The organism is Bartonella sp. MF74HXZ, assembly GCF_042194445.1.
Taxonomy (GTDB): Bacteria; Pseudomonadota; Alphaproteobacteria; order Rhizobiales; family Rhizobiaceae; genus Bartonella; species Bartonella grahamii.
Window position 1 is genome coordinate 83,223 of the sequence record NZ_JBHIMW010000006.1, and the last position, 14,137, is coordinate 97,359.

The 14,137-nt window shown below is 37.9% G+C and carries 12 protein-coding genes and 1 other RNA gene; 2 read left to right on the forward strand and 11 right to left on the reverse strand.

Features of this window, described 5'->3' with window-relative positions:
- Positions 1 to 236: 236 nt before the first annotated feature.
- From ACFIJ8_RS06505 to ACFIJ8_RS06515, 3 genes are read right to left on the reverse strand one after another with little or no spacing between them, the layout of a single operon-like run.
- Positions 237 to 2,063 (reverse strand): aminopeptidase P family protein, encoded by a 1,827-nt coding sequence (locus tag ACFIJ8_RS06505; protein WP_273788062.1) that lies wholly within the window; start codon positions 2,061 to 2,063, stop codon positions 237 to 239.
- A 22-nt stretch (positions 2,064 to 2,085) separates the two neighbouring features.
- Positions 2,086 to 2,955, reverse strand: a complete 870-nt coding sequence (locus ACFIJ8_RS06510; protein ID WP_375639231.1) for a 50S ribosomal protein L11 methyltransferase — start codon at positions 2,953 to 2,955, stop codon at positions 2,086 to 2,088.
- Between the two features lie 26 nt (positions 2,956 to 2,981).
- The gene (locus ACFIJ8_RS06515) at positions 2,982 to 3,563 is read right to left on the reverse strand and encodes an SCO family protein (RefSeq protein WP_375639232.1); all 582 of its coding nucleotides are present in this window, start codon (positions 3,561 to 3,563) and stop codon (positions 2,982 to 2,984) included.
- Between the two features lie 136 nt (positions 3,564 to 3,699).
- Between ACFIJ8_RS06515 and ACFIJ8_RS06520 the strand changes: the two genes are divergently transcribed.
- Positions 3,700 to 4,329 (forward strand): DapH/DapD/GlmU-related protein, encoded by a 630-nt coding sequence (locus ACFIJ8_RS06520; RefSeq protein ID WP_375639233.1) that lies wholly within the window; start codon positions 3,700 to 3,702, stop codon positions 4,327 to 4,329.
- A gap of 56 nt (positions 4,330 to 4,385) precedes the next feature.
- Here the strand turns inward: ACFIJ8_RS06520 and ACFIJ8_RS06525 are convergent, their stop codons facing one another.
- The 5 genes from ACFIJ8_RS06525 to ssrA form a co-directional block, all read right to left on the reverse strand.
- The gene (locus ACFIJ8_RS06525; protein ID WP_375639234.1) at positions 4,386 to 6,725 is read right to left on the reverse strand and encodes an ATP-dependent helicase; all 2,340 of its coding nucleotides are present in this window, start codon (positions 6,723 to 6,725) and stop codon (positions 4,386 to 4,388) included.
- 120 nt (positions 6,726 to 6,845) lie between these two features.
- Entirely contained in the window at positions 6,846 to 7,097 is a 252-nt protein-coding gene (locus tag ACFIJ8_RS06530) for a ribbon-helix-helix domain-containing protein (RefSeq protein ID WP_273788067.1), read from the reverse strand.
- Positions 7,098 to 7,106: 9 nt separating this feature from the next.
- The gene (locus tag ACFIJ8_RS06535) at positions 7,107 to 7,289 is read right to left on the reverse strand and encodes a DUF4169 family protein (RefSeq protein WP_273788068.1); all 183 of its coding nucleotides are present in this window, start codon (positions 7,287 to 7,289) and stop codon (positions 7,107 to 7,109) included.
- Positions 7,290 to 7,297: 8 nt separating this feature from the next.
- Positions 7,298 to 7,843: an SspB family protein gene (locus ACFIJ8_RS06540; protein WP_015856623.1), complete on the reverse strand. Its 546-nt coding sequence runs from the start codon at positions 7,841 to 7,843 to the stop codon at positions 7,298 to 7,300.
- Between the two features lie 198 nt (positions 7,844 to 8,041).
- Positions 8,042 to 8,398: a transfer-messenger RNA gene (gene ssrA, locus ACFIJ8_RS06545) on the reverse strand.
- A gap of 97 nt (positions 8,399 to 8,495) precedes the next feature.
- Here ssrA and ACFIJ8_RS06550 point away from each other — a divergent pair.
- Positions 8,496 to 8,801: a DUF2853 family protein gene (locus tag ACFIJ8_RS06550; protein ID WP_015856622.1), complete on the forward strand. Its 306-nt coding sequence runs from the start codon at positions 8,496 to 8,498 to the stop codon at positions 8,799 to 8,801.
- A gap of 75 nt (positions 8,802 to 8,876) precedes the next feature.
- Here ACFIJ8_RS06550 and ACFIJ8_RS06555 read toward each other — a convergent pair whose 3' ends face one another.
- From ACFIJ8_RS06555 to ACFIJ8_RS06565, 3 genes are all read right to left on the reverse strand, one after another.
- Positions 8,877 to 10,178 (reverse strand): MFS family transporter, encoded by a 1,302-nt coding sequence (locus tag ACFIJ8_RS06555; protein WP_273788069.1) that lies wholly within the window; start codon positions 10,176 to 10,178, stop codon positions 8,877 to 8,879.
- Between the two features lie 687 nt (positions 10,179 to 10,865).
- Positions 10,866 to 12,167 (reverse strand): MFS family transporter, encoded by a 1,302-nt coding sequence (locus ACFIJ8_RS06560; protein ID WP_375639235.1) that lies wholly within the window; start codon positions 12,165 to 12,167, stop codon positions 10,866 to 10,868.
- Positions 12,168 to 12,771: 604 nt separating this feature from the next.
- The gene (locus ACFIJ8_RS06565; protein WP_375639236.1) at positions 12,772 to 14,079 is read right to left on the reverse strand and encodes an MFS family transporter; all 1,308 of its coding nucleotides are present in this window, start codon (positions 14,077 to 14,079) and stop codon (positions 12,772 to 12,774) included.
- Positions 14,080 to 14,137: the final 58 nt, after the last annotated feature.

Below are 14,137 nucleotides of genomic sequence, written 5' to 3' on the forward strand. Positions count from 1 at the left end.
TAAGGCTATAATTCATGTGAAGATGGTGGAGGATAGTTGATAAGCATTATCTGTTACAGGTGTATTCCGTTCTGTTTTAGTTTGGGAAGAGCTTTTATCCTATCGGCAAAAAAACTTGAAGTATTTTATAGAAGCATTTTTTGTGATTGCTGATGGTAAATACGCACTTCTCTCTTTAAAAGAGAAGGGTGTGGTGTTTTTATAAGAAGCGTTAGAAGATATTTGTGGTGTCTCATTTAAAGGGGTAGTGTTGCCTCTTTTGCCCATTTTTTATCTTCTTCATTTAAGTAAGGTGCATTCATCTGATAAACGCGCGCATGGTAATCATTGAGCCATTGCCGTTCTTCTTGTGTCAAAAGCTCTGGGAGGATGAGTTTTCGATCAATAGGGCAAAGTGTAAGCGTCTCAAACGAAAGCATTTCTATATCCCCGCCATCAATTTTTTGTGCTGGATTTACAATTATCAAATTTTCAAGACGGATACCAAAAGCACCTTCGCGATAATATCCTGGTTCGTTTGAAAGAATCATACCGGAGATGAGTTCTTGGCATCCTTTGCGGGAAATATTTTGTGGTCCTTCATGAACAGAAAGATAAGACCCAACACCATGACCGGTGCCATGAGCATAATCAAAACCAGCCTTCCACAATGCAATGCGCGCTAGAATATCAATGTCTTGTCCGCGGGTTCCTTTTGGAAAGTAAGCCGTTGAAAGAGCAATCATACCTTTGAGGACAAGCGTGAAACAGCGTTTTTCTTCTTCTCCAATATTCCCAATTGCTACTGTACGTGTGATATCTGTCGTTCCATCACGATATTGTCCACCTGAATCAACAAGATAAAGTTCACCCGCATTGAGTTGTTTATTTGTTTGTGTCGTTACACGATAATGAATAATGGCGCCATTTTCTCCTGCTGCTGAAATTGTATCAAAAGAAAGATCTTTAAGTTCTTCTCCCATTTCTTTTGCTGTATTTATGCGAAATTCTTCTAATTTTTGCGCAGCAGAAATTTCACTTATTGATCCTGGTGTTTGTTTATCTAACCAAGAAAAAAAACGGGTTAGGGCAACACCATCGCGTAGATGCGCTTTGCGTGCGCCATTGAGTTCTGTGTCATTTTTAATGGCACGTGGTAGAGCGGCAGGATCGGTAAGTGTGATGAAAGAGCTATTTTTTTCTTCAATAACAGTTCGTAATTTTTCGCATGTTAGCTGTGGATCTAAGGCAAACACTGTCCCTTTTTGAACATACTCTTTGACCTTTGGAATAAGCAGTTCTGGTTCATATAATTTTGCATAACGTTCCAGATATTGTTTTTGTTCTACACCAAGTTTTTTGCTGTTAATGAATAAGACTGGTGTTTCTTGGATGGGAATGAGAGCAAAACAAAGGGAAAAAGGTGTGTTGGAAACATCATTGCCACGTATATTGAATGTCCATGCAATGGAGGAGGGGTCTGTAAAAATAAAAACCTCTGCATTGGCTTTTTGTATATATCTGCAAATCAATGCCAACTTTTCATCCGTATCGCACCCAGCATATTTGAGAGGGTGAATTGATAGGGCAGCTTGTGGTAATGATGGCTGATCATGCCAAAGCAGATCAATGGGATTGGAGTGAATTGCTACAAGTTTTCCACCTGCTTTTATTTCTAATGCGTTTCTCAAAGCATCGGTGGCAGCGATGGTGTGAAGCCATGGATCAAAGCCAATAGAAAGTTTTTGCCCATTTTTTTCAAGCCATCGTGAGGGAGGGCAAGTTATGAGATCTTCATAATCAAAAATATTAGGATCAGTTTGTTGGCGAACTTGGAGTTTATATCGCCCGTCTGTAAATATGATGGCTTTGTTTTTTAAAATCAGTGCAATTCCAGCTGATCCAGTAAAGCCGGTGAGCCAGCCAAGGCGTTGAGCATGGGGAGGGACATACTCTCCCTGATGTTCATCGCACCGCGGAACAAGAAAACCATCGAGACCAAGGCGGTCTAGTTCTTTACGAAGAGAGGCAATGCGTTCTAGAGCATGGGCTGGATTTGTTGTCGCCTCAAAAGATTGATACATAACGACGTCCTTTTCTTTTACTTTATTTCAGATGTATCGTAACCCATCCTTGACGGTGGTATGTTTCAATGTGTTTCAGCCCTTGTTTTACATAAGCCTTTAAAACATCTGCATGTTGTTCTTCAAGAATTCCAGAGAGTATCAGTGATCCACCTTTTTGGAGTGCCTTTACCATTTCTTGTGCAAGTGCGATAAGAGGATTGGCAAGGATATTGGCAACAATAAGATCAAAGGGAGCACGTGAAGCAATTTCATCATGGGCAAAATCTGTTGCTGTGACAGCTGTGATATATTTTTTTACGCCATTGAGCTGGATATTGTGTTGTGTAACTTGAATAGCGATTGGATCAATATCAGATGCAAGTATAGCAATAGGTTTGAGCATTGCGATGCCGATGGCGAGTACCCCACTGCCGGTACCAAGATCAAGTGCATTTTGGGGATTTTCATGTTCCATCACTTTGGCAATCATTTCTAAACAACCAGCTGTCGTTCCATGATGTCCGGTGCCAAAAGCTTGATTTGCTTCAATTTCGATAGGAAGAACATTGGCTGGAATGGCGTTTCGGTTGTGACTTCCATGAAGAAAAAAAGGACCGGCTTGCACAGGTTTTAGTCCTTCTAGGCTTTTTTGTACCCAATCAATGTTGGGTACAACTTCCATATTAATTTTATCAGGATCTATAGAAAGGATTTGGGCAAAACGTTTCGAAATATGTTCGTAGTTTTCTTGGTCTACATAGAGTGAAAGTTCATATACAGCATTTTGTTCATCTATCTCTGTAAGAGCAAGAGGATAACCTTCTTCGTCAAAGGCTGTGTCTATAAGGGTATAGAACCGTTCTGCTTCATTTTTAGAAGCAGTATAATAGAGGCGAATTTGTTGCGACATGCTGTTCTTTCTTTTGATCGGTTTTTTTAGTTTAAGATGAGTTTTTTTAACCGTTCAATGGCGATTTCATCTTTTAATTCGCTATCGCTTTCTTTCGTGTCATAACGGATAATGCCAGCTAATTTTCCACCTTTTTTGAGTAAAAAAATTGCTGCTGTATGGTTATATGTATAGTTTCCATCTGTTCCAGGGACTTTTTCAGCAACGATGTTAAAGGAATTGACCATTTTATGAACTTTATCAGGATCTCCACTGATCCCAATGATTTTATTGTTAAAATTACTGAGATATTCATGGAGTACTTCTGGTGTATCACGTTCAGGGTCAACAGTAACAAACCATATGCCTAATTTATTGGCATTGGGTCCAAGGGCTGTAAGCCATCGATCAAGATTCATCAATGTCGTAGGGCAGATTTCAGGACACATAGTGAAGCCGAAAAAAACTATTGAAGGCTTGCTTCGAATATCAGCCTCAGTGATATTTTTTCCATTAGAATCAGTGAGTGTAAAATTATCACCTAAAGGCTTATTTGTCAGTGCATCATAAATAAAAATACCTGCAAGAAATATGATTGTCAGCCCCAAGATGCGTATTACATTTTTCATAGTTTGACTCTCTTAGATAGATCACGAAATTGTAACATCGGCAGGTTTGTTTTGCAATCTCTGTTTCATGGTTGATTTTATTGGCTTGATTGGTATGTCTTTCCATATCTATTGATGAAACATTGGTGAGGGATGCATGAATATTGAGAACGATCTTCGATTTCATGAAAGTGAGCCTCGTATCCATACGACAGCACGGCTGCATGGTTGTAAATTAGGGCGCTATGTGGAAATTAATGAGCGGGTGATTTTACGGGATGTAACCGTTGGAGATTTTTCTTATTTAGAACGTAATAGTGAGGCAATTTATAGCGATATTGGGCGTTTTTGTTCTATTGCATCTCATGTACGGATGAATGCGTTGGAGCATCCTATGGAGCGCGTTTCAACGCATAAAATAACCTATCGTCCAAACGAATATTTTCGTTATATGGCTCTTGATCGTTCTTTTCGCGAAAGGCGTTGTGCAAAACGTGTTATTATTGGGCATGATGTGTGGATTGGATATGGCGCGGTTATTATGCCTGGGGTGACAGTTGGACATGGCGCTATCATTGGTGCTAACGCTGTTATAACGAAAGATGTTTTGCCTTATGCGGTTGTCGCTGGTGTTTCTGCTAAACGCTTGCGGATGCGTTTTCCCAATCATGTCATAGAATGCCTTTTGGAGATGGCTTGGTGGGATTGGTCGCTTGATAAAATTTACGATGCATTGCCTGATATGCAAAATTTACCCATTGAAGTTTTTGTTCGCAAATGGAAATGATAATCAGAATAAAACAAAATGGTCTCTTGCAAAAACTGATCGTGGTTTGCTTTTAGTTAAGCTTTGTTGACAAAATTATCCAGTACACGCTTTTCTCCGGCTTTTTCAAACATTATTGTCAATTTATGATCGTCTATTGCTGTAATATGACCATAACCAAATTTTATGTGAAAAATCCGATCATTGATGGAAAAATCTGATGATGCATGAGAGATTGATTGAGCGATAATTTTCCCTTCAATCGTCTTGTTTTTTTGTGCATGCTTTTGTCTTGCTGTTGCATAGCCAGTATAACAGGAATCGTGATTTTGAAAGGAAGATTTTCCATAACCACCATAAGATGTTTCCATTGCTATGGCTTCTATATGTTCTGCTGGTAATTCATCTAGAAAGCGGGAGGGAAGAGTAGATTGCCAAAGTCCATGAATTCTACGATTCGATACAAACCATATATGCAGGTGTTTTTTTGCTCTTGTGAGTCCAACATAAGCAAGACGCCGTTCTTCTTCTAATCCTGAACGTCCACCTTCATCTAATGAGCGCTGATGGGGAAAAAGTCCTTCTTCCCAGCCAGGAAGAAAAACTGTTTCAAATTCAAGTCCTTTGGCTGAATGAAGTGTCATGATATTGACTGCATCGGTATTTTCATTGTTTTCAGCATCCATAACTAGTGCAACATGTTCCAAAAAACTTTGAAGATTTTCAAATTGTTCCATGGAACGGATCATTTCTTTAAGATTTTCTAGTCGTGTAGGAGCCTCTGGTGAGCGATCTTCTAACCACATGGTTGTATAACCAGAATCATCAAGGATAATCTCGGCAAGTTCTTTATGAGGAGTGTCTTGAAGCATATTTTGCCAGCGGCGGAAGTTTTCAATAAGGCTTCGTAACGCACTGCGTGCCTTAGGCTTTAACTCATCTGTTTCAATGATGTCAGCGGCCGCAGAAAAGAGAGGAACAGCACGTGCTCGCGCACTCTCATAAAGAATGCGCAGGGTTGCATCGCCTATGCCGCGTTTCGGTGTATTAATAACACGCTCAAAAGCTAAATCATCAGCAGGTTGGACAACAACGCGTAAATAAGCCATAGCATCGCGTATTTCCATTCGTTCATAAAAACGAGGACCACCAATGACGCGGTAGTTAAGACCAAGCGTTACAAAGCGATCTTCAAATTCACGCATTTGGAATGATGCACGCACCAATATAGCCATATGATTTAATGCATGACCTGTTTGGTGTGCTTGTTCAATTTCTTCTCCGATGGCACGGGCCTCTTCTTGCGAATCCCATGCTGAATGAATTTTTACTTTTTCTTCCTCACTCTTTATTTGTGCAGAAAAAAGGACTTTGCCCAGTCTTTCTTCATTATGAGCAATGAGATGGGAGGCGGTTTTAAGAATATGGGATGTTGAGCGATAATTACGTTCTAGACGAATAATTTTGGCAGAAGGAAAATCTTTTTCAAAACGTAATATATTCTCGACTTTTGCACCACGCCATCCATAAATGGATTGATCATCATCGCCAACACAACAAAGATTAACATGTTGACCTTGGGGATGTTGTGCCAAAAGGCGAAGCCAAAGATATTGTGCTGTATTTGTATCTTGGTATTCATCGACAAGAATATAGCGAAATTGAGAATGGTATTCGCGAAGAATATCTGGATGATGTTGGAAGATAGAGATAGAATGAAGAAGAAGATCGCCAAAATCACAAGCATTAAGATCTTTTAATCGGTTTTGATAACTGTGATAAAGTTCGCGTCCCATGCCCTTGCCGAAGGAATGAGCATCACTTTTTGAGATATGTTCTGGTGAAAGTCCTTGATTTTTCCAAGAATCAATCATCGTGGCAAGGTTTCGTGCGGGCCAACGCTTATCGTCTAGTCCCTCAGCTTGAATAAGCTGTTTTAAAAGTCGAAGAACATCATCGCTATCGAGAATTGTAAAGTTTCTTTTTAAACCAACAAGCTCTGCGTGACGGCGTAAAATTTTAGCACCAGTGGAGTGAAAAGTTCCAAGCCAAGGCATACCTTCAACAACTCCTCCAATAAGTTCACCAATACGTATTTTCATTTCACGTGCTGCTTTGTTGGTGAAAGTAACAGCAAGTATTTGCTGAGGAGAGGCAAGCCCAGAGCGTAAAATATGAGAAATACGGGTTGTTAAAACGCGCGTTTTTCCTGTACCAGCACCTGCAAGAACTAAAAGAGGTCCCTCAGTATTCATAACAGCTTGTTGCTGTTCTGGATTGAGTTGTTCTAAATAGTCTATGTTATATGATTTTTGTTCTTTTAGAGTATGGGAGGAAAAACCAGAGCTCTTCTTATCATGGTCTGGAGGGGAATCTTCTTCAAAGAAAGGTATGTTGTGATCAGAAAAATTACTCATTATATCTCTTTTGTAGACTTTTTTTCATTGAAGTTCTAGATTAAAAAAACTTCTCTTAAAAAAGTCACAACAGCTTCAGTTGAATGAACAAAAAGAGAACGTAAAAAATAAGCATAAACACTAAAGGCGTTGGGTGAGAACGCTTTGAAGGGCATAAACGCGTAACGAAGCCGAAAGATTGACTTGTTGTGGTCTTTTGCTATCAATATCAGTGATAATAAAGGCTAAAGATTGTCCTTTTTTGCGGGCTATATCTTTTAGAATATCTAAAAATGGCGGTTCTAAAGAGACGCTTGTTGCGTGCCCATCAACGCGAACAGATATTTTTCGTGGAATGACTTTTGACCAATCGATAGAATTATTTTCGTGCATTTTCCACCTTTATTCGTCGTTTCGTAAACGATTTTGATCAAGAAATTTTTGCGTTTTTAAAGATTTTTGTTGCTCAAAAAATTTTTCAGTTTTTGTTCGTCCAAAACGATAACGATTTTGCTCAGCACGAAGAGATTTTTCTGTACGTTTTTTTTGTTTTCGAAATTGGCGAAGATTAATCAATTCAGTCATGAGAAAAATTATTTTTTCCGAAAAGAATCTAAAGAGACAACATCAGCACTTTGTTTTGTATCGCTATTTGAAGATTCTTTATTTGTACTGAAATTTTGTTCTTTTGTAAGCGTATTTTCTTTTTTTTGTGTGTTTGATAAGGTAATGGGCGTAGTTGAGGTATTTTCTGAATTTTCACTTTCTCCAGAGGTAAGATTTGAGGGCAGATCAAATGCTGCTTCAAATGCTGCTACAGGATCATAAAAGACCTGAATGGAAGTAAAAGGAATCACGAGCTTTTCAGTTATTTCCCTGAAGGAGAGGGTTACTTCGAAAGCTGTTTCTGAAACACTGAGATCTCTAAACTGATGTTGTAAGACGATAGTCATTTGCTCAGGATAGCGATTTTTTAGCCGAGGAGAAATTTTAACACCTGGGGCATTCGTCAAAAAAGTTATAAAAAAATGATGATTTCCCGGAAGACCTGCTTTGCTAACTTCCGATAAAACTTTACGGATAACTCCACGAAGCGCATCCTGAACGAGAATATCGTAACGGATTTGATCTTTAACCATCGAAGTTTATTCCTTTTATTTCACGTAGCAGAATGGAGCGTATTGATAATGGGGCGTATTGATATTGTGTGATAGAATATATTTTAAAATTAGCAGTATTTTGTCTACGATGCACCTCAATAAATCGAATAAAAACGAAACTCTATGGTAAATAATGTCTGATAATGTCTGAAAGATCAATCAATAACATTAAAAAAAAGTGAAGGCTTCTGTTGCCAGGTGCCTCCGAACCCCGCTTAAACCTGCGACGGTTTAAGACTTAAATTGAAACATTCGCACTGCATTAAGCAGCGAGACGTGCTTCCGCATAGTTGTCATTTGCAACTACTCATTTAGTCCGATAACGGTGGTACTATGCCGAGTAAAAGAGCAATCTTTACGCCCTTGTCGATCCTATTTCGCCCCCACCAAAATATAACTTTGGTCTCTTATATTTTGGTGGAGGCGCCGGGTACCGCCCCCGGGTCCAATGAGTTTATTTCATTGTCCATTTATTACCATAGCTGGTAAACCAGCTCCTTAAATATAGATGAAGAACAGTCTTAGGAAAAGGGGGGGTTGTTAATATTTTTAATCCTCTAATTATTTATGGAGCTATATGATGCGGCTGTAAAGTATAGGCCGCTCATTTTTGGAGAGGAGATGATGCAAAATGACCAATAATCTAGCAGATATTAAACTATATGATTCAAACCCCGATGAAGCAGCAGTAGAACGGCTTAGCCGTCGTTTAGCTTTGGTGATGAAAAAGCAGGATGCAGCGCTTGTTGCTACATCGGATCCAAAAGAGTTAGAACGCGTTGAAAAATGGGTTCAAGATGTATTAGGCGCGGATGAGCAGAGGGCTAAAATGGCTGTGTCAAAAGTTGCAGAAATGATGTCTGGAGATCGCAGAAAAAGTCGTATGACTTTCTATTATTTGGTAGCTAAACAATTAAACGCACTTGATAAAATTTAAACAATTTTAAAATTCAATTTTGCTCAATAAAAAAAGCCCAAAATTCTTTGGGCTTTTTTGTTTAGCATCGAAGGTTTAATCGTTTTCTTGAAGATATCCTCCTTTGCTCATATCCGGTATAAAGAGGGTGGCAATGAATGCAATGATCATTACGCCGATTACGTAAAAATAAAACAGTGATTCATGTCCTATATTTTTTAATCCAAGAGCTACGTATTCGGCAGAACCACCAAATAATGCATTGCCAATAGCATGAGAGAGACCAACTCCCAGTGCTCGTACTGAAGAGGGAAACATTGCTGATTTTACGACACCAGAGATGGATGTATACATGCTCATAATACAGAGTATTCCAATAATGACTGATAGCGCAATCCATGGATTATGCGTGTGACCGATTATGAGAAGTCCAGGAATCGTAAAGAGAGTAGAGAGTGCACTCCAAAGGATAAGTAAATTTCTTGTCCCAATTTTATCAGCTAGGATACCAAATATGGGTTGGAGTAATATGAAAATAAAGAGTGCCGCGGTCATTACAGTTGTAGCGGTATGTTTATCAAAACCGGTAGTTGTGATCAGATATTTCTGCATATAAGTCGTACAGGTGTAAAATGTGAGAGATCCTCCAGAGGCAAAAAGAACAATTACAAAAAATGCTTTTGTATGTTTGCTTAGAAGCTCTTTAAGACTCCCAGTGTGTTTTTGAGAGCGGCTTTCTTTGGTGGTTGTTTCATGAAGTGAACGACGTAGATAAAGTACGACGAATGCTCCCAATCCACCAATAGCAAATGGAATACGCCAGCCCCATGTTCTTAGTTGGTCTTCCGTTAGATAAAGTGCCAGAATAAATATAATAAAACTGGCTAAAAGTTGACCAGTAATAAGCGTACCAGATTGGAAAGAAGCGAAGAGACCGCGGTGTTTTTTAAGGGAAACTTCGCTTATATAAGTTGCAGCTGTACCATATTCACCACCTGCTGAAAGTCCCTGCATCATACGGATTAGGAGAAGAAGAATTGCTGCAGTTCTCCCTAAAGTTTCATAAGTGGGAAGTATGGCAATGAGAAAAGAGCCCCCACACATCATAAGAATAGATATGAGCATCGAGTTTTTTCGTCCATAACGATCAGCAATAAAGCCAAAAAGCCAACTTCCAATTGGGCGCATAAGAAAACCAATAAAGAAGATCCCTGCAGTTTTAAAAAATTGGGTAACAACATCGCCATCTGAAGGGAAAAATTGTGGTGCAAAGTAAATAGACGCAAATGAGTAAACGTAAAAATCATACCACTCTACTAGATTCCCTGATGCGCTAGATATGATAGCGAAGATACGCTTTCTTGTATCATGTTGTACTAAAGTTGTTTCATTTTTCATGAAGTGCTCCCCTTTTAAATTTATAGTTGATATTTTCTAACCATAATTGTTTATGATTTCCAGAAAAATTCAATTGTATAATGATTATTTTTATGAAAAATATTTAAAATAAAATACTTTTGCAATTTTAAATTATTTATTCTATAGTATAAATAGTTTTATTAATTAATATAAATAATAAAAATCGTTTTAATAAACTTATAATTTAAATATAAAACTATTCTTTATAAGAATTAAGTAAGTTTTGTTATATTTAAATACCTTTATTTTCATAAAAATTTGTTAAATTTAAATTATATCAATAGATTTATACATTTTTTGCAATTTAAATAGTTTGTAAAAGGCTGTTTTATTATTTTATTAAATAATTTTATTCATAGCATTAACTCTGTTTCTGAGTTGCAAGAGGTATAGTTATGAGGACGTGATATAAAAAGGGTAGAAATGAAAAAATCTTATGGTATTTGGGTTTTTCAATTGAGATACAAAATGATAAACAACCATTACAAATCAATAGGTTATGGAAGTAATATTGTCGGTCATAGAAAATATTCGATGACTGTCCATTATTGAGAGTAAGATAATGAAATGGATTTCATAAATAAAAATTAAGTTTTTGTGTAAATAATTATAAAAAAAAAGCCCACTTTCTTGGGCTTTTTTTCCGAAAAATAAGTTTAATGAATTTTAATCGTCTTTATCGAGATATCCTCCTTTATCTATATCGGGCATAAGGAGAATAGAGATGAGTGCAATGATCATCATACCAACTATGTAAAAAAAGAAAACAGATTCGTATCCCATATTTTTTAATCCAAGCGCTACATATTCAGCAGAACCGCCAAATAGTGCATTTCCAATGGCAAAAGCAAATCCAACACCAATTGCGCGGATTGAGGCTGGGAACAATTCTGCTTTTATGATACCAGCAATGGACGTATAAAAACTCATAACACAGAGTATTCCAATGATGATTAAGAGTGCTGCCCATGCATTATGGGCATTCCCAATCATTTTAAGTACAGGAATGGTGCAGATAATGGATAAGGTACTCCAACTAATGAGTGAAGCTCTTGCTCCAATTTTATCGGCTATGAAACCTAAAAGGGGTTGGAGTAGCACAAAAATAAAGAGGGCGGCAGTCATTATTGTTGTTGCGGTTTGTTTATCAAAACCCGTGGTTGTGATCAGATATTTTTGCATATAAGTGGTGTATGTATAAAATGTGAGTGATCCACCAGCTGTAAAGCCAACAACCAAAAAGAAAGCTTTTTTATGATTGCGAAAAAGTTCTCTAAGACTACCAGCATGTTGTTCAGAGCGGCTTTTGTGGGTTGTTGTTTCATGGAGCAAACTACGCAGATAAATTGCAACAATTGCTCCAAAGCCACCAATGACAAAAGGAATACGCCAGCCCCATGCTTTTAACTGATCTTCAGTAAGGTAAAGGGATAAAATAAATATTATAAAACTTGCGAGAAGTTGACCTGTGATCGTTGTTGCATATTGAAAAGAAGCAAAGAGCCCACGACGATTTTTGGGTGCAACTTCGCTCATATAAGTTGCTGCTGTACCATATTCACCGCCAACGGAAAGTCCTTGAAACATGCGGACTAAAAGGAGGAGAAATGCTGCTGTTATTCCCAAGGTTTTATAAGTGGGAAGTATGGCAATGAGAAAAGAGCCTCCACACATCATAAAAACAGAAATAAGCATTGAGCGTTTACGTCCATAACGATCCGCAATGAATCCAAAGAGCCATGCTCCAATTGGACGCATAAGAAAGCCAATAAAAAAGATTCCTGCAGTTTTTAAAAGTTGTGTGACGATATCTTCATCTTCAGGAAAAAATTGTGATGCAAAATAAACCGATGCAAAGGAGTAAGCATAAAAGTCGTACCATTCTACCAGATTTCCTGATGCACTGGATATGATAGCAAAAATACGTTTCCTTGTATCATGTGGATCTAAAGTTGCTTGATTATTCATGAAGTATTCCCCTTTTAGATTTATAACTTTTCTTCTCTTTAAAGTTGTTTACAGTTTAAGCCATAAAAATTCAATCATATTGCGATGTTTCTTAAAAAAAGGGGGTGGAAGCGGCTTATTTCCATGATGTTTGCAGTTTTTATTTTTGTTATAGAACAAAAACGGTACTCATATTTATAGGAAGGTATGTTTTGATTTTTATTGTATCTTTAACGGTGTCATTGATCATCCAGATCAGAAAGGGGTGTTGAGAGAGGATTGATTGGTGATAATAGATGCGGTTTAATTTCTATTATTAGACAAATAAGGAAACGATATTTTGCTTATTTTTGATAAAGAAAAGAGGATTTTAATTAAAACAGATCTGATGTTTTTAAAGCTAAGTATACTGGATTTATTGGTATCATGAAAAATATACGGTCATGACATGGGATAATTTATTTACCATGGTTCATATCAAAGAAGAGGATATCGCTCCTTTATGATACGGGAGATGTTTATGATATGAAAGGCATGTCTGTAATAGGTTGTAAATATTGATTTTACAGTACTATCATAATCAAGAAGCCCGAAAAATCGGGATTCTTGATTTAGTTTAGAAAATTTAATGGATACTATCACCTTGAAGATAGCCCTCTTTCCGGGCATCGGGCATTAAGAGAACAGAAATGAATGCAATAATCATCATGCCGGTTATATAAAAATAGAAGACAGATTCATATCCAAGATCTTTTAATCCAAGCGCGACATATTCAGCAGAACCGCCAAACAGTGCGTTGGCAATAGCATAAGAGAGCCCAACTCCTATTGCTCGTACTGAAGCGGGAAACATTTCTGATTTTACAATGCCAGAGATGGACGTGTAAAAGCTCATAATGCAGAGCATTCCAATAATAACTGATAAAGCAATCCATGTACTATCAGTACTACCAATCACATTAAGTCCAGGAATGGTAAAGATAATAGATAAGACACTCCAAATAAGGAGTGAAGTTCTTGTTCCAATTTTATCAGCCATAAAACCAAATGCAGGTTGAAGTAACATGAAAACAAAGAGTGCAGCAGTCATCACAGTTGTGGCTGTATGTTTATCAAAGCCGGTGGTTGTAATCAGATATTTCTGCATGTAAGTCGTATAGGTGTAGAATGTGAGCGATCCTCCAGCGGTAAAGCCGATAACTAGAAAAAAAGCTTTTCGGTGGTTGGTTAGAAGTCCCCTAATACTACCAGCTTGTGCACTAGAACGACTTTCTTTGGTCGTTGTCTCATGGAGCGTGCGGCGTAGATAAATCGCAACAATTGCTCCTAGTCCACCAATGGCAAATGGAATACGCCAACCCCATGCTTTTAGCTGATCTTCGGTGAGGTAAAGCGCTAAAATGAATATAACAAGACTGGCTAGAAGCTGACCACCAATCAGTGTGGTGTATTGGAAAGAGCTAAAAAATCCTCGGCGATTTTTGAGGGCAATTTCGCTCATATAAGTTGCTGTTGTACCATATTCACCACCGACAGAAAGCCCCTGAAGCATTCTGAGTAAAAGTAAAAGAATTCCTGCTGCTACTCCAATGGTTTCATAGGTAGGAAGTAGGGCGATTAAGAACGAACCACCACACATCATAAAAACAGAGATAAGCATTGAGCGTTTGCGTCCGTAACGATCGGCAATGAAGCCAAAAAGCCATCCGCCGATTGGGCGCATAAGAAAACCAATAGCAAAGACACCAGCCGCTTTTAAAAGTTGTGTAACGACATTGCCATCTGAGGGAAAAAATTGTGATGCAAAGTAAATGGATGTAAAGGAATAAACATAAAAGTCATACCATTCTACTAGATTACCTGATGCACTGGACACGATAGCCCAGATACGTTTTCTTGTATCATGTGGTGCTAAAGTTGGTTCATTCTCCATAAATTTATCCCTTTTATGATCATACCTAACTTGTTTCGTTTAAAATTTATTTACGATT

Excerpts from the sequence above, each read along its gene's own strand:
- ACFIJ8_RS06555 (WP_273788069.1), bottom strand. The coding sequence starts at position 10,178 with ATGAAAAATGAAACAACTTTAGTACAACATGATACAAGAAAGCGTATC.
- ACFIJ8_RS06530 (WP_273788067.1), bottom strand. The coding sequence starts at position 7,097 with ATGCACGAAAATAATTCTATCGATTGGTCAAAAGTCATTCCACGAAAA.
- ACFIJ8_RS06565 (WP_375639236.1), bottom strand. The coding sequence starts at position 14,079 with ATGGAGAATGAACCAACTTTAGCACCACATGATACAAGAAAACGTATC.
- ACFIJ8_RS06510 (WP_375639231.1), bottom strand. The coding sequence starts at position 2,955 with ATGTCGCAACAAATTCGCCTCTATTATACTGCTTCTAAAAATGAAGCA.
- ACFIJ8_RS06525 (WP_375639234.1), bottom strand. The coding sequence starts at position 6,725 with ATGAGTAATTTTTCTGATCACAACATACCTTTCTTTGAAGAAGATTCC.
- ACFIJ8_RS06535 (WP_273788068.1), bottom strand. The coding sequence starts at position 7,289 with ATGACTGAATTGATTAATCTTCGCCAATTTCGAAAACAAAAAAAACGT.
- ACFIJ8_RS06505 (WP_273788062.1), bottom strand. The coding sequence starts at position 2,063 with ATGTATCAATCTTTTGAGGCGACAACAAATCCAGCCCATGCTCTAGAA.
- ACFIJ8_RS06540 (WP_015856623.1), bottom strand. The coding sequence starts at position 7,843 with ATGGTTAAAGATCAAATCCGTTACGATATTCTCGTTCAGGATGCGCTT.
- ACFIJ8_RS06515 (WP_375639232.1), bottom strand. The coding sequence starts at position 3,563 with ATGAAAAATGTAATACGCATCTTGGGGCTGACAATCATATTTCTTGCA.
- ACFIJ8_RS06550 (WP_015856622.1), top strand. The coding sequence starts at position 8,496 with ATGACCAATAATCTAGCAGATATTAAACTATATGATTCAAACCCCGAT.
- ACFIJ8_RS06560 (WP_375639235.1), bottom strand. The coding sequence starts at position 12,167 with ATGAATAATCAAGCAACTTTAGATCCACATGATACAAGGAAACGTATT.
- ACFIJ8_RS06520 (WP_375639233.1), top strand. The coding sequence starts at position 3,700 with ATGAATATTGAGAACGATCTTCGATTTCATGAAAGTGAGCCTCGTATC.